Below are 20,808 nucleotides of genomic sequence, written 5' to 3' on the forward strand. Positions count from 1 at the left end.
CAAACTAACAGGGTAAATTTAACATACCCACAGGGTTTTCGGACTGACCCGAAAAAAAACTTATTTCAAAGTTTCTCAATCTCTTCTTTAAGCAATCCAGTCGCTCCGCTAATTAATTCTATGGAGGTTCCAGATGATTTTAAATAACGAGCAACCTCTATGGCTTTTTTCTCTCTCCCTCTTCAAGACCCTCCGCCCTACCCTCTTCGCGTTCGGTATTGATATTATCACGGAGAATCACAATATTATCCAAATGACAGTAATAGGCAGCAAGTTCATCCTTAGTCATACCAACCAGCTTCAATTTCTCGCGGGCTTCTTCAAGATCGGGCGCGGTAGCGGTAGAAGGTAGCTCTCCGGTATTGAGGTAGTAAATCCACTCTTCCAAAGGACTTTTGGCTACCTAATTGAAACCGTTTACCTTCAGTATATAGTATTCGGGATACAACTGGCTCACCGTATCCACTTTAAAGGTTTGTTTTTGAAATGGGGTGAGCTCAAGAAGGTCATGGGTGTGGATACCTCGGAACTCCGTCTGTCCATGATAAACAAAATCAGCTTCATGTCCCAGCGAGAAATACACAATGTTGACACTATATACACGTACCTTATCGTAGCTCTCACTTCTATTGATATATTCGGTCACCAACTTGGAAGTACCGAACAACATACGCTGGAAATAAGCATATTCATTATTGTTCTGTACCTCTATCAACACCAATTCACCTTTGGAGTTTTCGGCAAGCATATCGACACGGTTATACTTGTCATACTCATCTTCCTGATTACTTTCGCTTTCAAGAAGTCGCTGGATAATGATTTTCTCACCTAACAATGTAGTAAGTAGACCTTCGAGCACACTGAAAAGACCTCCAAAATAAAATGTTTTAAAAAAAACAGGCATTCTCATAGCAATCGTACAATAATCGCACTCCGGTCGACCGCTATCCTACCCTCAGACGACCAGTCGTAAAGCTATCCTTTATTACAGATAAACTTGCCGGAGAGTAACGGTAATCTTTTTTTTTACCAATTACAAACTATAATTGCAAGTTTCATTTATATAAATGAAACCTTCGTTTTTATAAATGAAGGCTTCGTTTATAAAAACGAAGGTTGCGTTTATAGATTACAAACAATTGAACGGAACTTTATTCATAAGAAACCGGGAGTTTATTATTAGCACATAGAAACTTTATTATTAATACTTTACGAGCAATCGACCGGTTGTTTGCAGACGTTTTTACGCCGTCTCCGGCGTTGCCAATAAGTCGATTCTGCCATTGCCGCTTATTGTTTAGCCAAAAAGAAACCCGCCATTGACGGAAATTTTGTCAATGGCGGGTAAGTTCCTTCTGTTATCTTGGTTTTTACAGGGCATTTATTTCCTGCGATAGCTTTTCGGCCGGAAAGGTATATATAAGGTATAATTGCTCTCTGCCGGCTTTCCTTCCGCAAAAGCAGGAACCCACTTTGGCATTCCCTTCACAATGCGAAGCGCCTCCTCTGCAAACTCCGGATGCGTGGAACGCAGGATACAAGGACGAAGAATGTTTCCCTCTTTATCAATCGTAAATTCACACAGGGCATATCCCGGGACGCTCTTTTCCAACAGGGCGGCCGGATAAATCATCTGCCTGGCGATGTATTCCTCGGCACTCCCATCCGGGAAACGTGCCGGCTCGTCCACCTGCCTGCCCGAAAGCGTTTGCAGATAGGAACCTATCCGATAAATTCCCACATACACCGGTTTCTTATAAGCATCCGGTTCTTCCTTGCTGCGCTGCTGCAACGCTTTCAGCAAGGCGGAAGCCTCTTCTGCCAAAGTCGGCTCCGAAAGATTTTCACCTTTGGACAACATATAGGCCGACTGGCAAACCAGCACAAGGCGTTCCATCAGCGTACCCTTAGCAGGCGACCACTTGCGTCCCGTCTGCTCCTTCCCCTTCGCATCGGTAGAGAAGAAATAATAAACCACCCCGTCCAAGCCGGCACTGGAACCGTCCAAATCCTGTACCTGCTCCGTAATCAAACGGAAAATCGTTCCCAAAGAGCAGTAAAGGGACGTACTGATTACGACCGATTTAGTCTCCACTCTCACGGTTTCCTTGTCTGCCTGCCAATACGTGCGCGACAGGGTATTGGAAACGAGTACACAACGGCCGTTCCTCTTCTCAACCGACATGGCATATTCGGGCGAAAAGGAAGGAATAGCCACAAAGCGGGCATATGGTTGTTTCTGAAAACCAGTATTCAGCAAAGAGAACACATTGCGGTAATATTCGCCCAACTCTCCTTTGTAAGTGGAAAAAGACCGCACTGGCTCCAAATAATCGATTTGAGCCGCAAGGCGAAAAGAAAAGGTCAAAAGCAGAAGTATGAAAACAATCTTTTTCATTAGTTGGCGGATTTTCGGTGCGTATCGGCAATAAAGATACAAATTTATTTCGACGGTACACGATATTATTATATCTTTGCAAGGTTTTTACCTAGAAACCGAATAACAATATATCAAGAATATGATAGCTAAGATTGAACAACTTCTGAAAGAGGTGGAAGCCTTGCACGCCTCCAACGCCGAAGAACTTGAAGTTCTCCGCATCAAATACCTTAGCAAGAAGGGAGCCATTAACGACTTAATGGCGGACTTCCGTAACGTACCCGCCGAACAGAAAAAAGAAGTCGGCATGAGACTGAACGAACTGAAAACCAAAGCGCAGGAAAAAATCAACACGCTGAAAGAACAGTTTGAAAGTCAGGACAACGGCTGCGAAGGGTTAGACCTGACACGCTCGGCTTATCCCGTGGAACTGGGAACACGCCATCCGCTCACCATCGTAAAGAACGAAATCATCGATATTTTCGCCCGCCTGGGATTCAGCATCGCCGAAGGTCCCGAAATCGAAGACGACTGGCACGTATTCTCGGCACTCAACTTTGCCGAAGACCATCCGGCACGCGATATGCAGGATACCTTCTTCATCGAAGCCCATCCGGACGTGGTATTGCGTACGCATACCTCCTCCGTACAGAGTCGCGTAATGGAAGTATCCCAACCGCCTATCCGCATCATCTGTCCGGGACGCGTCTATCGCAACGAAGCCATCAGCTACCGCGCACACTGCTTCTTCCACCAGGTAGAAGCAGTGTATGTGGATAAGAACGTATCATTCACCGACTTGAAGCAGGTATTGCTGCTGTTTGCCAAAGAGATGTTCGGTGCGGATACAAAGATTCGCCTGCGTCCCTCCTACTTCCCGTTTACCGAACCGAGCGCCGAAATGGATATCAGTTGTAATATCTGCGGTGGCAAAGGCTGCCCGTTCTGCAAGCACACCGGTTGGGTGGAAATCCTCGGCTGCGGCATGGTAGACCCGAACGTACTCGAAGCCAACGGAATCGACAGCAAAGTATATAGCGGCTACGCACTCGGTATGGGTATCGAGCGTATCACCAACCTGAAGTATCAGGTGAAAGACCTCCGTATGTTCTCCGAAAACGATACGCGCTTCCTGAAAGAATTCGAAAGCGCTTACTAATTCAGAATTTCACCACAAAGGACACAGAATCTCACAGAGTTCTTATTTCAACTGCATCGGCTACAGTCGTCTTATTTGCAGAAGAAAGAAAAACTCCGTGATATGCTGTGTCCTCTGTGGTGAAATAAATATTTCCATTATGGCAAAGGATAGACTCATCACTCCCGGCTATTGTTTTATCTTGGCAGCCAATTTCCTGTTATTCTTCGGTTTCTGGTTACTGATTCCAGTTCTGCCTTTCTATTTATCCGAAGTTTTCCGGACAGGCAACTCAACCATCGGTCTCGTGCTTTCCTGCTATACGGTAGCCGCACTCTGCATCCGCCCGTTTTCGGGTTATCTGCTCGACACCTTTGCCCGCAAACCTCTTTATTTAGTAGCTTACTTCATCTTCACGATGATGTTTGGCGGATACCTCATTGCCGGGTCGCTTACGCTGTTTATCATCTTCCGAGTCATACACGGCGTATCTTTCGGAATGGTCACGGTAGGCGGCAACACAGTGGTCATCGACATCATGCCTTCCTCCCGCAGAGGAGAAGGGCTGGGCTATTACGGTCTCATGAACAACACGGCAATGTCCATCGGCCCGATGACCGGACTGTTCCTGCACGATGCCGGCGTCCCATTTCCGATGATATTCTGCTGTTCGCTCGGTTCCTGCATCTTAGGATTCCTGTGCGCCGGCTTGGTAAAGACACCCTATAAACCTCCCGTAAAACGGGAACCGATATCACTCGACCGCTTCATCCTGCTGAAAGGAATCCCCGCAGGAGTCAGTCTCTTGCTGCTTTCCATTCCCTACGGGATGACTACCAACTACGTAGCCATGTACGCCCGTCAGATAGGAATTCATGCACAGACGGGATTTTTCTTCTCTTTCATGGCAGTGGGAATGGCACTCTCGCGGATATGTTCGGGAAGGCTGGTCGACCGGGGAAAGATAACGCAAGTCATAGCCGCCGGATTGTATTTGGTGGTATTCAGTTTTTTCCTGCTTTCATCCTGCGTCTATCTGATTGCATGGAACGATAACGTCTGCACGATACTGTTTTTCGGAACAGCTCTGTTGTTGGGAGTCGGATTCGGAATCATGTTTCCCGCCTTCAACACCCTGTTTGTCAACCTTGCCCCCAACAGCCAACGGGGAACAGCTACCTCCACCTACCTCACTTCCTGGGATGTAGGAATTGGTATCGGAATGCTGACCGGAGGATATATCGCCGAAATCAACACCTTCGACAAGGCGTATCTCTTCGGTGCTTGCCTGACGGTGGTTTCCACCATTTATTTCAGAACCAAAGTAACACCCCATTATCATAAAAACAAACTGCGATGAGAAAGAAAGAACGCTATGAGAAAATAATCGCCTGGTTTCAAGAAAATATGCCCGTAGCCGAAACGGAGCTACACTACAACAACCCGTATGAATTGCTGATTGCCGTCATTCTCTCCGCACAATGCACCGACAAGCGGGTGAATATGATTACACCGCCCCTTTACAGAGACTTCCCTACCCCCGAAGCATTGGCAGCCACTACTCCCGAAGTGGTTTTTGAATATATACGAAGCGTATCTTATCCAAACAACAAAGCGAAACATCTGGTCGGTATGGCAAAGATGTTGGTCAACGATTTCAACAGCCAAGTACCCGACAACCTGGACGACCTGACCAAACTGCCCGGCGTGGGAAGAAAGACAGCAAATGTCATCCAGTCCGTCGTGTTCAACAAAGCGGCAATGGCAGTGGATACGCACGTGTTCCGCGTCAGCCACCGTCTCGGTCTGGTGACGAAGAGCTACACTACCCCGTTCAGCGTAGAAAAAGAGTTGATGAAGAACATTCCCGAACAACTCGTACCGATTGCCCATCACTGGCTCATCCTGCACGGCCGTTACGTTTGCCAAGCACGTACTCCCAAATGTGACACCTGTGGTTTACAAATGGCGTGCAAATACTTCTGTACCACCTATAAAGTTACGAAAGAGCCGCCGACAGGCAAGAATAAATAACGATTTAATAGCAGAGTACCGAAATAAATAGTAACTTTGCGGTCGTAATAAAAGAAGAGATTTAAAAACACTTTTAAATAAAATAGAGTATTATGCAGACAATTGACAAATTCAATTTCGCCGGTAAAAAGGCATTTGTTCGTGTGGACTTCAATGTACCCCTGGACGAAAACTTCAACATTACAGATGACACCCGTATGCGTGCGGCTCTTCCTACCTTGAAGAAGATTCTGGCAGACGGCGGTAGCATCATCATCGGCTCTCACTTAGGCCGTCCGAAAGGCGTTGCCGACAAATTTTCTTTGAAACATATCATCAAGCACCTGTCCGAATTACTGGGCGTTGAAGTTCAGTTTGCTAATGACTGCATGGGTGAAGAAGCTGCCGTAAAAGCTGCTGCTTTGCAACCGGGAGAAGTCCTGTTGCTCGAAAACCTCCGTTTCTACGCTGAGGAAGAAGGCAAACCGAGAGGTTTGGCAGAAGATGTGACAGACGAAGAAAAAGCTGCTGCCAAGAAAGCTGTAAAAGAAAGCCAGAAGGAATTTACCAAGAAATTGGCTTCTTACGCCGACTGCTACGTAAACGACGCATTCGGTACAGCTCACCGTGCTCACGCTTCTACAGCACTGATTGCTAAATATTTCGATACCGAAAACAAGATGTTCGGTTACCTGATGGAAAAAGAAGTGAAAGCCGTAGATAAAGTATTGAACGATATCAAACGTCCGTTCACTGCCATCATGGGTGGTTCTAAGGTTTCTTCCAAAATCGAAATCATCGAAAACCTGCTGAACAAGGTAGACAATCTGATTATCGCAGGTGGTATGACTTATACATTTACTAAAGCTACAGGCGGTAAAATCGGTATCTCTATCTGTGAGGACGACAAACTCGACCTGGCTTTAGACCTTATCAAGAAAGCCAAAGAGAAAGGTGTAAACCTCGTATTGGCTGTCGACGCTAAGATTGCAGACGCTTTCTCTAACGAAGCAAACACCAAGTTCTGTCCGGTTGACGAAATTCCCGACGGATGGGAAGGTCTTGACATCGGTCCTAAGACTGAAGAAATCTTCGCCAACGTCATCAAAGAATCAAAGACTATCCTTTGGAACGGTCCTACGGGCGTATTTGAATTTGAAAACTTCACTCACGGTTCACGTGCAGTAGGCGAAGCTATCGTAGAGGCAACCAAAAACGGTGCATTCTCACTCGTTGGCGGTGGCGATTCTGTAGCTTGTGTCAACAAGTTCGGTCTGGCCAACGGCGTATCTTACGTATCAACAGGCGGTGGTGCATTGCTCGAAGCAATCGAAGGAAAAATCCTTCCGGGCATTGCCGCTATCCAAGAATAATCCTTTTTTCAACCTTATTTAAATAATACTTTAAGGCGTAAGGGCAATTCTTTGTGAAAAGAGTTGCCCTTTTTTGGCACTCTTTTTGTCCTATTATAGATTGAATATAAAAAAGTACATTGCAATGAACGAAAAAACAATCAACGAACAATATACATATATATGTACCTTGCTTGAGAACAAAAGACTCAAGGAAGCTCTAACGCAACTGGAATCTTTGCTGTGGCAATGCCCCGACTGGAATCTGCGCGCCCGACTGGAGCAAGTGCAAACGTCGTACAAGTATATGCTGGACTATATGAAACAGGGTGCCAACGACCCTGAACGCTGGAACCTGCATCGGAAAATGGTGACAGACACATGGGAAATCGCCGACCAGTCGCGATTGCTTATGCTGGATAATGTATCGGCAAGATACTACCACGAAGTACGCCGCACCCCCGTAACGCCGGAGTTGTCGGACTATAGTATCAAAACGCTGATGCATATGCTGGAATCATTTAATGACGACTTGGCAGTGAGCGGATTATTATCTGACAACAAAATGAATGAAGTACTGAAACGGCATGAAGACGCACTCAAATTCATGTTTTTAAGAACATGGGCAAATAGCTTCTGGTCTGCCCGGGAGGAAGAAGAGGCACAAGCCATGCTGACATCGGAGTTACTGCCGGGAGATGATTTATGTCTGTTCGTCAGCGCAGTCACTTTGAGTCTGATGGAGTGTTTCGACTTGAGAAAAATCATGTGGTTGCTCGATGCATACAGTCATGCGAATGTCAACGTCAGCCAACGTGCTTTGGTGGGCGCGATAATCACCTTCCACATCTACAGAAACCGGCTCTCCATCTACCTCGAACTTGGTAAGCGGATAGAACTGATGGAAGAACTGCCGTCTTTCATTGATGATGTGGCACGGATTTACCGCCAGTTACTCATGTGTCAGGAAACGGAGAAAATCGGCAAAAAGATGCAAGAAGAAATTATCCCCGAAATGCTGAAAAACGTCTCTTCGATGAAGAATATGCGATTCGGTATGGAAGAATACGACGAAGAGAATGACGATAAGAACCCCGATTGGGAAAATACATTCAGAAAATCCGGTCTGGGCAAGAAATTACGTGAGATGAGTGAGTTACAGATGGAAGGCGCAGATGTATATATGAGCACATTTTCCCTTTTGAAAAATTATCCGTTCTTCAGCGAAGTGTACAACTGGTTTTATCCATTCAGCAAGCAGCAATCGGATGTCATGAAATCCATTAAACGTAGCGGAAACGAAGAAAGCAGTCTATTGAACTTAATCGCCAAGTCGGGATTTTTCAGCAACAGCGACAGGTATTCCTTATTCTTTACCATCCACCAGTTGCCGCAGGCACAACAGGAGATGATATTTAGCCAGCTCAGCGAACAACATATAACGGAACTGGAAGACCAATCGAATGCCGAGACAATGAAACGATTCCATGAACGTCCAGGAATAATCTGCAATCAATACCTGCACGACCTTTACCGTTTCTTCAAGCTCAACGTACGCCGCCGGGAGTTCAGGGATATTTTCAAAGAGAAACTCGACCTGCACCATATACCCGTGCTCGACAATGTACTGTATTGGGAGAATGTATTATTCCCTATCGCCGACTTCTACTTGTCAAAAGAACGTTGGGACGAGGCCATCGAAGTATTCAAAGAACTGGAAGACATCCAGGAATTGAGTGACGGTGTAGAGTTTTACCAAAAACTCGGCTATGCGTTGCAGAAAAAAAAGAGGTATGCAGAAGCCATTCAAGTCTATTTGAATGCGGATATATTGAAGCCGGACAACATTTGGAACAACCGCCATCTGGCTACTTGCTACCGGTTAAACAAAAATTATCAGTCAGCGCTTATCTATTACAGAAAAGTAGAGGAGGTCACACCCAATGATGCAAACGTTACTTTCCATATCGGTAGCTGCCTGGCAGAGATGGGACAACATGAAGAAGCACTAAATCACTTCTTCAAACTGGATTTTATCGAAAACAACTGCATAAAAGCATGGCGTGGTATCGGCTGGTGTTCATTCGTCAGCGTAAAATACGAACAAGCAATGAAGTATTATGAGAAAATAATCAATCTAAAGCCATTGGCTATCGACTATATGAATGCCGGACACGTTGCTTGGGCAATGGAAGACATTCAGAAAGCCGCCGTTTTCTATGGAAAAGCCATCACAGCCTTCGGAAGCCGCGAACGATTCCTCGAAATGTTTCACAAAGACAAAGAATCCCTTCTCGAACAAAACATTCGAGAAGAGGACATTCCTTTAATGCTGGATATATTGTAACTATAACTTTTTCAACTCCCCGTACAACTTCTGTATGGGGAGTCCCATTATATTATAGAAACTGCCGGATATGGATTTCACCCCGACATACCCTATCCATTCCTGAACACCGTAAGCTCCCGCCTTGTCCATAGGCTGGTAACGGTCGACGTAATAACAGATTTCATCGTCGGTCAAGTCATCGAACAACACATCGGAAGAAGCGGAAAAGCTCTTCTGCCATTCGGTAGTAGTCAGACAGACACCCGTAAAGACCTGGTGCGATTTTCCTGAAAGCATACGAAGCATTCCGATGGCTTCTTCCCTGCCTTCCGGCTTGCCCAACACCTTTCCGTCCAACCAGACAATGGTATCTGCCGTAATAAGCAACTCGCCCGGTTTCATCATAGCACGGTAAGCACCTGCCTTTTTGCGGGCTATAAATTCGGGAATCTCCGCACCCACCAACGTGTCGGGATAAGACTCGTCTACGTCGGGCAATGTCCTGACTACATAATCTACTCCCAATCCCGACATCAACTCTTTTCTACGAGGTGAATTGGAAGCCAATATGATATTATATTTCTTTAAATTTTCAAGCATGGAAATATTTACTATTTAATGTGACGATATATGTTTGAAGTATTCCACTCTCCTTTTTCCCAAAGAGGCGGCAGGTTACCAACCGAAAGCATCCTGTGCCATCCATAAGCCGCGAGCTTTCAAGACCTGCTCCACCACATCGCGCCCGCAGCCGTAGCCGCCATCAGCATAGGAGATATATTTGGCAACAGATTTCACTTCGGGCACAGCATCCTTCGGACAACACGGCAGTCCGCACTCGCGCATCACTTCGACATCGGGCACATCATCGCCCATATACAATATCTCGTCATCCGACAATCCGTATTTATCGCGAAACGCACGGTAATCATGTATTTTCACGGCAGAACCCATATACAAGTCCTTCACGCCTAATCCTTCAAAACGGACGCGCACCGCTTCGGTCCGTCCGCCGGTGATAATGGCAAGGTGAAGCCCTTTTTTCACAGCCAGTTGGATGGCATATCCATCCTTGATATTTACAGTACGCATCGGCTCGCCGGACGGGTGAAGCGGAACCGTGGTAGCGCTCAATACGCCGTCTACATCAAACGCCAGCGCCTTGATGCGGGACAAATCATAATTGATGGTGCTCATGGATACTTTTGCTCATTAATTTGTATATTTCCTGCAAGCCAGGCAAGTCTGCCAGCATCGCAAGATGGTTGTTTATCACATTTTCATCATAACGTACGGCAGGTCCGGTCTGTGCTTCATGAGGAGTCAGTTTGTGCACCTTACGTGCGGTTTCATCAATCAACGGGAGCATGACGTCAAAAGGAAGGTGGTATTTTTCGAGCAAATCCGCCGCCATCGCATACATATGATTGGTGAAATTGCAAATAAAAACGGCAGCAAGATGCAGGCTTTTTCGTTGTTCGGAAGTAGCTTCGTAGACACTCTCGGAAAGAGTGGCAGCAATTGCCTTCAGCAGTACCGCATCTTCCTGCCTTTCGGCTTCTATAAAGATAGGAATTTCGCGGAAGTCGATCTCACGCTGTTTGCTGAATGTCTGCATCGGATAAAATACACCATAACGTTCTGCATACCCCTCCCATATATTCATCGGCATACTTCCTGCCGTGTGTACCAGCAGAGCGTTTTGCTTGCCTTCCGTTATCTGAGGCAACAGTTCGGCAAAAGCCGCGTCTTTCAATGCTACGATATACAATTTGGCTTCCCGAGCTATTTTCTGTAAGTCGGTAGTATATTCCGCCTCCACCTGCTCCGCCAATGCACGGGCGGACGCTTCGGTACGGCTGTATATCTGCACGATACGGAATCCTTTACGATAGAGCGCTTTTGCCAGGTTGGTGGCAAGGTTGCCCGCACCGATAAACACAATCGGCGTATCTTCTATACTTCTGTTCATTGCTTTCTTAACGTCTTGCAAACCAATATAAAATAATTCCGATGATGAGCAATGTCAACGGCAACAGGTAACCCGACAGAGAACCCAACAACGACATCACCAAACCGATATTCATCACCAGCCAAAGTCCGAGCAAGACAAGCCCTACGGATTTATCGCGTTTGAAAATCAGGAAACAGAGCGAAGCATACAGCAACATATTATCCTTGTTCATCACCCAGGGCAACCCGATGGAAGAAAAATGTATCAGTTTATCAATCAGATATAAGGCACCGATTACCATAAAGGTAACGGCGGTAGCCATATACGTATCTTTGCTATTATTTGCTTTGGCAACTCCCATCTTTATTTTCCTCCGAATTTATTGATATGAATTTTTTCCCACTGAAGATGTTCTTCATTGAAGGGTTTACGCTCCATTCCCTTATGTCCGATAGCTATGACGGAAAGAATCTGAAGTTGCAAAGGAATGTCCAAAAGCCCGTGTACAAACTCGTCGGAAGGCATTCCGGTAGCCGTGAAACGCTCACGCACCTGTACCCAGCAGCTACCCAGTCCCAAATCTTCCGCCTGTAACTGTATCATAATGGAAGCAATGGAAGCATCTTCAATCCAGACATCACTTGCCAAAGGGTCTGCCATGACGACAATCGCCAGAGCGGCCTCGGCAATAAATGCGGAAGCCTGCTCCTTGCAATGCGACAAATCTTTCAGCATTTCCCTATCGTCTACTACCACAAATTGCCAACTGTTACTGCGTTTGGAAGAGGGCGACATCAAGGCTGCCTTCATCAAGGCAACCACTTCGTCCTGTGTCAGTTCTTCGTCGGTAAACTTACGCATACTGCGACGATTTTTTATCAATTCACTGAAATTTTCCATATTCTATTTCGAGGTTCATTTGATTAATGTATGCAAAGATAGAGAGAATTCGCGAGATAATAGAAAATAAAAGAGTATCTTTGCCCTTGCAATTAATACTATAAATATGAAAAAACGAATTACGCAGGACGATTACATCAAAGCGAATCGGAAAGCAAGCCGGGAGGCTGAGATAGCCATGTACGGACACCCGCTTTGTCACAAGCGGGTACACCAGTCAAAGAAAGTTTATAACCGTAAAAAGATAAAGGCAGCCAACAAGGAGCTGCCTTATTTTTTTTAAGAATTTCATAACTGCCCCTCCTCTGAAATCTGCTTTTAAACATTCCCAACAAATTACATGTTTTGTTGTCGAATGAAGAATAAAAAGTGTAAATTTGCCTCATTAATGCCACTCAAACTAACCACATATTATAAAGGAAAGGACATCCCCGAACTATCGGGCAACAATGCATTCCACTCCAAAGAGTTGTTTCAGATTTATGAAGCAACGCTGGGATATGCACCTTTGCTGATAGTAGCCACCGAAGAGGGCAAACCGGTGGCACGCCTGCTTGCCGCCATCCGCAAAGCCAAAAAGTGGATGCCTGCTTTTCTGGTGAAACACTGCGTAGTTTACAGCGAAGGAGAAATACTGGACGATGCACTCTCCGCCAACAGAGAAAAGGCGGAAGAAGTATTCGGAGAAATGCTCGAACATCTCACCCAAGAAGCGTCGCGCTCCTGCTTCCTTATCGAATTCCGCAATCTCAACAACTCCATGTTCGGTTACAAATTCTTCCGAAACAACGGTTACTTTCCGGTCAACTGGTTACGGGTGCGCAACTCCCTGCACAGCATAAAAAAAATTGAAAAAAGGTTTAGTCCGTCGCGCTTGCGGCAGATAAAAAAAGGCCTGAACAATGGGGCAAAAGTGACGGAAGCACATACTGAGGAAGAGATACGCGACTTCTCACGAATGCTACACAAAGTCTACTCTTCCCGCATACGCAGATACTTTCCAGACAATGATTTTTTCCGACATATGCACAGCATACTCATCAAAGGAAAACAGGCAAAAATATTTATCGTCAAATACAAAGAGAAGATTATCGGCGGTGCCGTATGTATCTATTCCGGCGACAATGCATATCTTTGGTTTTCAGGCGGAATGAAGAAAACCTATGCTGCACAATACCCCGGCGTATTAGCCGTTTGGAAAGCCCTGCAAGACGCCCACGAGCACGGGTTCCGCCACATGGAATTTATGGACGTAGGGCTTCCGTTTCGCAAACACGGTTATCGCAATTTCGTACTTCGCTTCGGCGGAAAGCAGAGCAGCACGCGTCGTTGGTTTCGTATCAACTGGACGTGGCTGAACAAACTTTTAATCCGATTTTATATCTAAATGTAATCTCAAGATTACAAAACCACTTACCACCCCCCTTTTCTCCATTTTTTATGCATGATGTCTTAACAATTAAATGAAGAAATATTTCTTTATTAGGTAAGAAATGCCTTACTTTGTACTGTTTTATGCTGTATAAGCACATAATTAAAACCAAATAAAAAAGTATAGTTATGAAGATTTCACACATTGAACATCTGGGCATTGCCGTAAAAAGCATCGAAGAAGCCCTTCCCTACTACGAAAACGTATTGGGATTGAAGTGTTATAACATTGAAACTGTGGAAGATCAGAAAGTAAGAACTGCTTTCCTGAAAGTGGGAGATACTAAAATTGAACTGCTCGAACCGACTTGCCCCGAAAGCACTATTGCCAAATTCATTGAAAATAAAGGTGCAGGTGTTCATCATGTAGCATTTGCCGTAGAAGACGGAGTGGCAAACGCTTTGGCAGAAGCGGAAAACAAAGAAATCCGCCTTATCGACAAAGCCCCGCGCAAAGGTGCCGAAGGACTGAACATCGCTTTCCTTCACCCGAAATCTACTTTAGGGGTGCTGACAGAACTCTGCGAACATTAATCATAAATTCTAAAAAATCAACAAGAACTCATGAGTAATCAACTTGAAAAAATCAAAGAGCTTATTGAACGCCGTGCCGTAGCACGTCTCGGTGGCGGTGAGAAAGCAATAACAAAGCAACATGAAAAAGGTAAATATACTGCACGCGAACGCTTGGCTATGTTGCTGGACGAAGGCAGCTTCGAAGAAATGGATATGTTCGTTGAGCACAGATGCACGAACTTCGGTATGGACAAGAAGCATTATCCAGGCGACGGTGTCGTGACCGGTTGCGGTACAATCGAAGGACGTCTGGTATATGTTTTCGCACAAGACTTTACGGTGTCTGCCGGTTCATTGTCGGAAACCATGTCATTGAAAATCTGCAAAATCATGGATCAGGCCATGAAAATGGGTGCTCCCTGCATCGGTATCAACGACTCGGGCGGCGCACGTATCCAGGAAGGTATCAACGCTTTGGCGGGTTACGCTGAAATTTTCCAACGCAACATCCTTGCTTCCGGCGTTATTCCGCAGATTTCGGGTATCTTCGGTCCTTGTGCCGGCGGTGCTGTTTACTCTCCTGCCCTGACAGACTTCACGCTGATGATGGAAGGCACTTCTTATATGTTCCTTACAGGTCCGAAAGTGGTGAAAACCGTAACAGGCGAAGATGTGAGCCAGGAAAACCTCGGTGGTGCGAGCGTGCACTCCACTAAGTCGGGTGTTACTCACTTCACTGCACAGACGGAAGAAGAGGGTCTTGCCCTTATCCGCAAACTACTGAGCTATATTCCGCAGAACAACCTCGAAGAAGCACCTTACGTAGACTGCACAGACCCCATCGACCGTCTTGAGGATTCTCTGAACGACATTATCCCCGACAGCCCCACCAAACCGTACGATATGTACGAAGTAATCGGTGCGATTGTAGACAACGGCGAGTTTCTGGAAATCCAGAAAGACTACGCGAAAAATATCATCATCGGTTTCGCACGCTTCAACGGACAGTCGGTAGGTATCGTTGCCAACCAGCCCAAATACCTGGCAGGCGTACTTGACAGCAACGCATCACGCAAGGGTGCCCGTTTCGTCCGCTTCTGCGATGCCTTTAACATTCCTATCGTATCGTTGGTAGACGTGCCGGGATTCCTTCCGGGAACAGGTCAGGAATACAACGGCGTTATCCTCCACGGTGCCAAGTTGTTGTATGCTTATGGCGAAGCCACTGTGCCTAAGGTTACCATCACACTGCGCAAATCGTATGGCGGTTCGCACATCGTAATGAGCTGTAAGCAACTTCGCGGTGACATGAACTACGCATGGCCGACAGCCGAAATCGCAGTGATGGGAGGTGCAGGAGCCGTAGAAGTATTGTACGCGCGCGAAGCGAAAGAGCACGAAAACCCCGCTCAGTTCCTTGCCGAAAAAGAAGCGGAATACACCAAACTGTTTGCCAATCCTTACAACGCAGCCAAGTATGGTTACATTGACGATGTGATTGAACCGCGCAATACACGCTTCCGCGTTATCCGTGCCTTGCAGCAGTTGCAGACCAAGAAACTGTCCAACCCAGCTAAAAAACATGGTAATATTCCGTTGTAATCCAACTTTTTCACATTAAAAACAAGAACGATTATGAACAAAAACCAAATCGGAATATTTCTTTCTTTGCTGTTGTTGCTCGGACTGACTTCCTGCGGCGAACAAAAGTCAAACAACAAACTGGTGCTGAACGAAATCCTGATAAACAACCAGAGTAACTTTCAGGACGACTACGGAATGCACAGCGCATGGATTGAAATATTCAACAAATCATATGGTAGTGCCGACCTGGCAGCCTGCTTGCTGAAAGTAAGCAGCCAGCCAGGCGATACAACGACTTACTTTATCCCGAAAGGAGATATACTCACCGTGGTAAAACCGCGCCAGCACGCCCTCTTTTGGGCAGACGGCCAGCCCAAAAGAGGAACTTTCCACACCAACTTCAAACTGAATCCTCAGGCAACCAACTGGATCGGGCTGTTTGATTCGGGAAAAAAACTCATCGACGAAGTGACAGTGCCTGCAGGCGCATTGGGAGCCGACCAGTCCTATGCCCGCATCAGCGACGGAACGCCCGAATGGGAAGTGAAAGGCGGAAGCAATGACAAATACGTCACTCCGAGCACGAACAACAAAACCATTGACAGCAATGCCAAGCAGGAAAAGTTTGAAGAGCACGATGCAGTGGGTATCGGTATGTCCATCTCCGCCATGAGTGTGGTATTCAGCGGACTGCTTCTTCTCTTCATCGCTTTCAAAATCGTAGGCAAAATCGCAGTCAACCTGAGCAAACGCAACGCCATGAAGTCGAAGGGTGTAGACAAGCACGAAGCCAAAGAACTCTCGCAGGCTCCGGGCGAAGTATATGCCGCCATCTCTATGGCACTGCACGAGATGCAGGACGAAGTGCACGACGTAGAGGAAACAGTGCTGACCATCACCCGTGTGAAACGCAGTTACTCGCCGTGGAATTCGAAAATCTATACATTGCGTGAGACTCCCAAAAAGTAAGTCAATCTCTTAATATAAGATAAAACAATGAAAGAATATAAATACAAAATCAATGGTAACTTATACAATGTGACCATCGGAGATATTGAAGATAATATCGCTCATGTAGAAGTGAACGGTACGCATTACAAAGTAGAAATGGAGAAAAAAACGAAGGAAGCGCCTGTGAAACCGGTCGTACGTCCGTTGCCCAACTCTCCCGCCGCTCCCGCCGCACCGGTATCGAAACCTGCCGCACAATCGTCCGGCAAATCGGGCGTGAAATCCCCGCTTCCGGGTGTTATCCTCGACATCAAAGTGAATGTCGGCGACACCGTGAAAAAAGGACAAACCGTCATTATACTGGAGGCCATGAAGATGGAAAACAATATCAATGCGGACAAAGACGGTAAAGTAACTGCCATCAACGTAAACAAAGGAGACTCTGTTCTCGAAGGTAATGACCTCGTAATCATTGAATAATATGGGAGATTTTATTAATTTTATAGGAAACAACCTTGCTGACTTCTGGACATACACCGGATTTGCCAATGCAACACCCGGCCATTTTGCCATGATTTTCTTCGGCTTGTTGTTCATCTACCTGGCAGTAGCCAAAGAATTTGAGCCGATGTTACTGATTCCTATTGGATTCGGTATCCTTATCGGCAACATACCTTTCAATATGGATGCGGGCCTGAAAGTCGGTATCTATGAAGAAGGTTCTGTATTGAATATTTTATATCAGGGAGTAACGTCCGGCTGGTATCCGCCGCTCATCTTCTTGGGCATCGGTGCCATGACAGACTTCTCGGCACTTATCTCCAACCCGAAACTGATGCTGATTGGTGCAGCCGCACAATTCGGTATCTTCGGTGCCTACATGATTGCCTTAGCCATCGGATTCGACCCGATGCAGGCAGGAGCCATCGGTATCATCGGAGGTGCAGACGGCCCTACCGCCATCTTCCTTTCGTCGAAGTTAGCCCCTAACCTGATGGGAGCCATTGCCGTATCCGCTTACTCTTATATGGCACTCGTGCCGGTGATACAGCCGCCCATCATGCGCCTGCTCACTACAAAGAACGAGCGTGTCATCCGCATGAAACCGCCGCGTGCCGTTTCTCACACGGAAAAGGTGATTTTCCCTATCATCGGTCTGTTGCTGACTTGCTTCTTAGTGCCTTCCGGCCTGCCCTTGCTGGGTATGCTGTTCTTCGGCAACCTGCTGAAAGAAAGCGGCGTCACCCGTCGTCTGGCAAATACAGCCAGTGGTCCGTTGATTGACACCATCACTATTTTGTTAGGATTGACAGTAGGCGCCTCCACACAGGCTTCCGAATTCCTTACTTTCGACTCTATCAAGATTTTTGCCCTTGGCGCATTGTCGTTCATCATCGCCACTGCTTCGGGAGTGCTTTTTGTAAAGTTATTCAACCTCTTCTTGAAGAAAGACAATAAGATTAACCCGCTTATCGGCAATGCCGGTGTATCTGCCGTTCCCGACTCGGCACGTATCTCACAAGTGATAGGTTTGGAATACGACCCGACCAACTACCTGTTGATGCACGCTATGGGACCGAACGTGGCAGGTGTCATCGGTTCGGCTGTGGCTGCCGGTATCCTGTTGGGATTCCTGTCGTAAAAGAAACCGGTAGCATCGCGTGTCTACCGATTTCCTCTGCCAGAGGATATATTAAAACCCGTTTTGTATTTTCGAGTTTTGATATATCCTCTTTTTTTGTGCCGCAATTTCTTGGAAAGCCTGTCAAATACACTATCTTTGTCACTTGTAAATCAATGCATAACATATCATCTATTACTTTTTGAAAACCAACACCATGAAACAGTTCCTTCTCCTACTCCTACTTGGGTCTGCAACGCTACTGCGAGCCCAACACATCGACCGCATCCAGGAAGCAATGGCAAACTACGACTACGAAACCGCGCTTTCGCTTATCTCCGCCCAAAAGCCCACCCCTCTCCTGCTCCTGCAAAAAGGGAAAGCGCTGCGGGGACTGGGGCAAAACGCAGAAGCACTTGCCACCTACCGGGAAATCATAGCAGACGACTCCACCAATACACGCGCATTTATCGAAGCAGCCGAGTGCTGCCGTACGCTTGCCCGAAGCAAACAGGCTTTGCACTACTACGAACGGGCACTCGACCTCAATCCGGAAAACAAATATGTGCGTATCCAATACATCAGCCTGCTGCTATCTCTGCAAAAATTCAGAGACGCATTGGGAGAGAGCAGTATCATGACCGAAAAAGACAGTTCCGCCATCGCCCTGCATCTACAGGCACAGAGTTTTGAAGGAATGGGCGAACTGCTTCCCGCCGCAGGCTGCTACTACAACATACAGGAAAAATATCCGGATGATTATCTTGCCGCCGCCAAATTAGGTGCCATCAACATTGCAGGCGCTTACTTCGACGAAGCCATCGAAGCTACCGAAAAATACCGGCAGATTGACACGACCAACATCTCCGTCAACCGTCAGAACGCACTTGCCTACTGCCTGAAAAAAGACTATCCCACCGCTATCCGGCGCTACGAATCCTTAGTGAATCAAGGAGACAGCTCCTTCCACACCTGCTATTACTTAGGTACCAGCTACTATGCCGCAGGGAAATACTACGAAGCCCATGACTTTCTCGAAGCTGCCAAGAAGTATGAACCCGACAACGCGAACCTGCTCTATTACCTCGGCCGTGCCTGTGCCAAAACCTCGTGGAAAAAGCAAGGCGTGGAATATCTCGAAAAAGCCATCAGCCTATCCGTCCCGAAAGACAGCACCCTGACACGCCTGTACATCGGAATGACCGAATGCTACAAGATGGCACAAATGCCCAGGGAGCAAATACAGTCCATCAAGGAGCGATATAAGCTATACGACCGCCAAAATCATAAATTACTCTACGACATCGCCTACGTCTACTTCTACCAACTGAAAGACAAGAAAAACACGGAACACTACTTAGAAGCATTTCTGAAGACACGTCCCAAAGAGAAAGAAGAACAGGCGGAACTTGACAGCGAAGGGAGGCTCATTCTGAAGCAAACCAACTACTACAACGCCGCCGCCAACTGGCTGAAAGACCTCCAAAGCAAACAAAAGATAGAAGATTTCTTCCAAAACGGATATCCGGTACAATCTCCAAAGAAATAGTACGAAAAAAGGCTGCTTCCCGTCGAGGAGAGGCAGCCTTTCTTTTATGTACAAGGAATAACCCTACAATGATTACTGAGCCAATTTGCCGTCAGAACCGAGCACGTTAACAATTTTGTGCTTGTACAGTTTTTCCATATTGTCGCGAGCCGGGCCCAGATACTTACGCGGGTCAAATTCAGCCGGTTTTTCAGCGAACACCTTACGTACGGCAGCAGTCATAGCCAAACGAGAGTCTGAGTCAATGTTGATTTTGCAAACAGCAGACTTGGCAGCCTTACGCAACTCTTCTTCCGGAATACCGATAGCAGCTTTCAAAGCACCACCGAACTGGTTGATAGTTGCCACTTCTTCTTCGGGCACTGAAGAAGAACCGTGAAGAACGATAGGGAATCCCGGAAGTTTTTCCATTACAGCATCCAATACGTCGAATGCCAAAGGAGGAGGAACCATACGGCCTGTAGCCGGGTCAATGTGGCACTGTTCCGGAGTAAATTTGTAAGCACCGTGAGAAGTACCGATAGAGATAGCCAATGAGTCGCAGCCTGTACGGGTAGCGAAATCAATTACTTCTTCGGGGTCAGTATATGTGTGGTGGTCGGAAGAAACTTCGTCTTCTACGCCTGCCAATACGCCCAGCTCTCCTTCTACAGTTACATCGAACTGGTGAGCATAGTCAACCACTTTCTTAGTCAATGCTACGTTTTCTTCATAAGGAAGGTGAGAACCGTCAATCATCACTGAAGAGAAACCTGAGTCGATGCAAGATTTGCAAGTTTCAAAAGTATCTCCGTGGTCGAGGTGAAGAACGATTTCCGGGTGTTCGCAACCCAATTCTTTAGCATATTCTACAGCACCCTGAGCCATGTAGCGCAGCAAAGTAGCGTTAGCATACTGACGGGCACCTTTAGAAACCTGAAGAATCACAGGAGATTTAGTTTCAACAGCAGCTTTGATGATAGCTTGCATCTGTTCCATATTGTTGAAGTTGAAAGCCGGGATAGCATATCCACCTTCGATAGCCTTAGCAAACATTTCTTTTGTGTTTACCAATCCTAAATCTTTGTAATTTACCATTTTGTTTAAAGTT

General features: G+C 46.4%; 20 protein-coding genes and 1 pseudogene. 13 read left to right on the forward strand and 8 right to left on the reverse strand.

Annotated features, from left to right (window positions below; genetic code table 11):
* Positions 1-65: 65 nt before the first annotated feature.
* Together QZ331_RS05775 and QZ331_RS05780 are read right to left on the reverse strand one after the other, a co-directional pair.
* Positions 66-910: pseudogene (locus tag QZ331_RS05775) on the reverse strand (Rpn family recombination-promoting nuclease/putative transposase).
* A gap of 471 nt (positions 911-1,381) precedes the next feature.
* Positions 1,382-2,398 (reverse strand): energy transducer TonB, encoded by a 1,017-nt coding sequence (locus QZ331_RS05780; RefSeq protein WP_294628853.1) that lies wholly within the window; start codon positions 2,396-2,398, stop codon positions 1,382-1,384.
* 121 nt (positions 2,399-2,519) lie between these two features.
* On the opposite strand from QZ331_RS05780, the gene pheS reads away from it, so the two are divergent.
* The 5 genes from pheS (at position 2,520) to QZ331_RS05805 (ending at position 9,230) form a co-directional block, all read left to right on the forward strand.
* Entirely contained in the window at positions 2,520-3,539 is a 1,020-nt protein-coding gene (gene pheS / locus QZ331_RS05785) for a phenylalanine--tRNA ligase subunit alpha (RefSeq protein ID WP_294628854.1), read from the forward strand.
* Between the two features lie 139 nt (positions 3,540-3,678).
* Positions 3,679-4,878, forward strand: coding sequence for an MFS transporter (locus QZ331_RS05790; protein WP_294628855.1), 1,200 nt, complete (start codon positions 3,679-3,681; stop codon positions 4,876-4,878).
* Positions 4,875-5,552: an endonuclease III gene (nth, locus tag QZ331_RS05795; RefSeq protein WP_294628856.1), complete on the forward strand. Its 678-nt coding sequence runs from the start codon at positions 4,875-4,877 to the stop codon at positions 5,550-5,552. Before QZ331_RS05790 ends, nth begins: the two co-directional genes overlap by 4 nt.
* Before the next feature lie 92 nt (positions 5,553-5,644).
* Positions 5,645-6,904 (forward strand): phosphoglycerate kinase, encoded by a 1,260-nt coding sequence (locus QZ331_RS05800; RefSeq protein WP_294628857.1) that lies wholly within the window; start codon positions 5,645-5,647, stop codon positions 6,902-6,904.
* Between the two features lie 124 nt (positions 6,905-7,028).
* The gene (locus QZ331_RS05805; RefSeq protein ID WP_294628858.1) at positions 7,029-9,230 is read left to right on the forward strand and encodes a tetratricopeptide repeat protein; all 2,202 of its coding nucleotides are present in this window, start codon (positions 7,029-7,031) and stop codon (positions 9,228-9,230) included.
* On the opposite strand, the gene QZ331_RS05810 is transcribed toward QZ331_RS05805, so the two are convergent.
* From QZ331_RS05810 to QZ331_RS05830, 5 genes are all read right to left on the reverse strand, one after another.
* Positions 9,231-9,812 carry a Maf-like protein gene (locus tag QZ331_RS05810; RefSeq protein WP_294628859.1) on the reverse strand — a complete coding sequence of 194 codons (582 nt, stop codon included), beginning with the start codon at positions 9,810-9,812 and terminating at the stop codon, positions 9,231-9,233.
* A gap of 75 nt (positions 9,813-9,887) precedes the next feature.
* Positions 9,888-10,409 (reverse strand): HAD-IIIA family hydrolase, encoded by a 522-nt coding sequence (locus QZ331_RS05815; RefSeq protein WP_294628860.1) that lies wholly within the window; start codon positions 10,407-10,409, stop codon positions 9,888-9,890.
* Positions 10,390-11,184, reverse strand: coding sequence for a Rossmann-like and DUF2520 domain-containing protein (locus QZ331_RS05820; protein WP_294628862.1), 795 nt, complete (start codon positions 11,182-11,184; stop codon positions 10,390-10,392). The genes QZ331_RS05815 and QZ331_RS05820 overlap by 20 nt, the downstream gene beginning before the upstream one ends.
* 7 nt (positions 11,185-11,191) lie before the next feature.
* Entirely contained in the window at positions 11,192-11,527 is a 336-nt protein-coding gene (locus tag QZ331_RS05825; RefSeq protein WP_294628864.1) for a hypothetical protein, read from the reverse strand.
* Positions 11,528-11,529: 2 nt separating this feature from the next.
* Positions 11,530-12,066: a nitroreductase family protein gene (locus QZ331_RS05830; protein ID WP_294628866.1), complete on the reverse strand. Its 537-nt coding sequence runs from the start codon at positions 12,064-12,066 to the stop codon at positions 11,530-11,532.
* Between the two features lie 106 nt (positions 12,067-12,172).
* On the opposite strand from QZ331_RS05830, the gene QZ331_RS05835 reads away from it, so the two are divergent.
* The 8 genes from QZ331_RS05835 to QZ331_RS05870 all read left to right on the forward strand — a co-directional run bounded on the left by QZ331_RS05835 (position 12,173) and on the right by QZ331_RS05870 (position 19,718).
* On the forward strand, positions 12,173-12,349 hold the full coding sequence (locus QZ331_RS05835) for a hypothetical protein (protein WP_294628868.1): 177 nt from the start codon (positions 12,173-12,175) through the stop codon (positions 12,347-12,349).
* Between the two features lie 105 nt (positions 12,350-12,454).
* Positions 12,455-13,453 carry a GNAT family N-acetyltransferase gene (locus QZ331_RS05840; RefSeq protein ID WP_294628870.1) on the forward strand — a complete coding sequence of 333 codons (999 nt, stop codon included), beginning with the start codon at positions 12,455-12,457 and terminating at the stop codon, positions 13,451-13,453.
* A gap of 173 nt (positions 13,454-13,626) precedes the next feature.
* The gene (gene mce / locus QZ331_RS05845) at positions 13,627-14,031 is read left to right on the forward strand and encodes a methylmalonyl-CoA epimerase (protein ID WP_294628872.1); all 405 of its coding nucleotides are present in this window, start codon (positions 13,627-13,629) and stop codon (positions 14,029-14,031) included.
* A 30-nt stretch (positions 14,032-14,061) separates the two neighbouring features.
* Positions 14,062-15,615: an acyl-CoA carboxylase subunit beta gene (locus tag QZ331_RS05850; RefSeq protein WP_294628873.1), complete on the forward strand. Its 1,554-nt coding sequence runs from the start codon at positions 14,062-14,064 to the stop codon at positions 15,613-15,615.
* A 33-nt stretch (positions 15,616-15,648) separates the two neighbouring features.
* On the forward strand, positions 15,649-16,566 hold the full coding sequence (locus tag QZ331_RS05855) for an OadG family transporter subunit (protein WP_294628875.1): 918 nt from the start codon (positions 15,649-15,651) through the stop codon (positions 16,564-16,566).
* A 27-nt stretch (positions 16,567-16,593) separates the two neighbouring features.
* A complete protein-coding gene (locus QZ331_RS05860) occupies positions 16,594-17,028 on the forward strand; it encodes a biotin/lipoyl-containing protein (protein WP_294628877.1) in 435 nt (144 codons plus the stop codon).
* Position 17,029: 1 nt separating this feature from the next.
* Complete coding sequence (locus QZ331_RS05865) at positions 17,030-18,190, forward strand: sodium ion-translocating decarboxylase subunit beta (protein ID WP_294628879.1); 1,161 nt, start codon at positions 17,030-17,032, stop codon at positions 18,188-18,190.
* 196 nt (positions 18,191-18,386) lie between these two features.
* Positions 18,387-19,718 (forward strand): tetratricopeptide repeat protein, encoded by a 1,332-nt coding sequence (locus QZ331_RS05870; RefSeq protein ID WP_294628881.1) that lies wholly within the window; start codon positions 18,387-18,389, stop codon positions 19,716-19,718.
* Between the two features lie 72 nt (positions 19,719-19,790).
* Here QZ331_RS05870 and QZ331_RS05875 read toward each other — a convergent pair whose 3' ends face one another.
* Positions 19,791-20,795, reverse strand: a complete 1,005-nt coding sequence (locus QZ331_RS05875) for a class II fructose-bisphosphate aldolase (RefSeq protein ID WP_294628883.1) — start codon at positions 20,793-20,795, stop codon at positions 19,791-19,793.
* Between the last annotated feature and the right edge of the window lie 13 nt (positions 20,796-20,808).

This window comes from uncultured Bacteroides sp. (genome assembly GCF_910586915.1).
Lineage (GTDB): Bacteria > Bacteroidota > Bacteroidia > Bacteroidales > Bacteroidaceae > Bacteroides.

What these genes read in the sequence shown, in the direction of transcription:
- QZ331_RS05780 (WP_294628853.1), bottom strand. Translation starts at nt 2,398, where the DNA reads ATGAAAAAGATTGTTTTCATACTTCTGCTTTTGACCTTTTCTTTTCGC.
- pheS (WP_294628854.1), top strand. Translation starts at nt 2,520, where the DNA reads ATGATAGCTAAGATTGAACAACTTCTGAAAGAGGTGGAAGCCTTGCAC.
- QZ331_RS05790 (WP_294628855.1), top strand. Translation starts at nt 3,679, where the DNA reads ATGGCAAAGGATAGACTCATCACTCCCGGCTATTGTTTTATCTTGGCA.
- nth (WP_294628856.1), top strand. Translation starts at nt 4,875, where the DNA reads ATGAGAAAGAAAGAACGCTATGAGAAAATAATCGCCTGGTTTCAAGAA.
- QZ331_RS05800 (WP_294628857.1), top strand. Translation starts at nt 5,645, where the DNA reads ATGCAGACAATTGACAAATTCAATTTCGCCGGTAAAAAGGCATTTGTT.
- QZ331_RS05805 (WP_294628858.1), top strand. Translation starts at nt 7,029, where the DNA reads ATGAACGAAAAAACAATCAACGAACAATATACATATATATGTACCTTG.
- QZ331_RS05810 (WP_294628859.1), bottom strand. Translation starts at nt 9,812, where the DNA reads ATGCTTGAAAATTTAAAGAAATATAATATCATATTGGCTTCCAATTCA.
- QZ331_RS05815 (WP_294628860.1), bottom strand. Translation starts at nt 10,409, where the DNA reads ATGAGCACCATCAATTATGATTTGTCCCGCATCAAGGCGCTGGCGTTT.
- QZ331_RS05820 (WP_294628862.1), bottom strand. Translation starts at nt 11,184, where the DNA reads ATGAACAGAAGTATAGAAGATACGCCGATTGTGTTTATCGGTGCGGGC.
- QZ331_RS05825 (WP_294628864.1), bottom strand. Translation starts at nt 11,527, where the DNA reads ATGGGAGTTGCCAAAGCAAATAATAGCAAAGATACGTATATGGCTACC.
- QZ331_RS05830 (WP_294628866.1), bottom strand. Translation starts at nt 12,066, where the DNA reads ATGGAAAATTTCAGTGAATTGATAAAAAATCGTCGCAGTATGCGTAAG.
- QZ331_RS05835 (WP_294628868.1), top strand. Translation starts at nt 12,173, where the DNA reads ATGAAAAAACGAATTACGCAGGACGATTACATCAAAGCGAATCGGAAA.
- QZ331_RS05840 (WP_294628870.1), top strand. Translation starts at nt 12,455, where the DNA reads ATGCCACTCAAACTAACCACATATTATAAAGGAAAGGACATCCCCGAA.
- mce (WP_294628872.1), top strand. Translation starts at nt 13,627, where the DNA reads ATGAAGATTTCACACATTGAACATCTGGGCATTGCCGTAAAAAGCATC.
- QZ331_RS05850 (WP_294628873.1), top strand. Translation starts at nt 14,062, where the DNA reads ATGAGTAATCAACTTGAAAAAATCAAAGAGCTTATTGAACGCCGTGCC.
- QZ331_RS05855 (WP_294628875.1), top strand. Translation starts at nt 15,649, where the DNA reads ATGAACAAAAACCAAATCGGAATATTTCTTTCTTTGCTGTTGTTGCTC.
- QZ331_RS05860 (WP_294628877.1), top strand. Translation starts at nt 16,594, where the DNA reads ATGAAAGAATATAAATACAAAATCAATGGTAACTTATACAATGTGACC.
- QZ331_RS05865 (WP_294628879.1), top strand. Translation starts at nt 17,030, where the DNA reads ATGGGAGATTTTATTAATTTTATAGGAAACAACCTTGCTGACTTCTGG.
- QZ331_RS05870 (WP_294628881.1), top strand. Translation starts at nt 18,387, where the DNA reads ATGAAACAGTTCCTTCTCCTACTCCTACTTGGGTCTGCAACGCTACTG.
- QZ331_RS05875 (WP_294628883.1), bottom strand. Translation starts at nt 20,795, where the DNA reads ATGGTAAATTACAAAGATTTAGGATTGGTAAACACAAAAGAAATGTTT.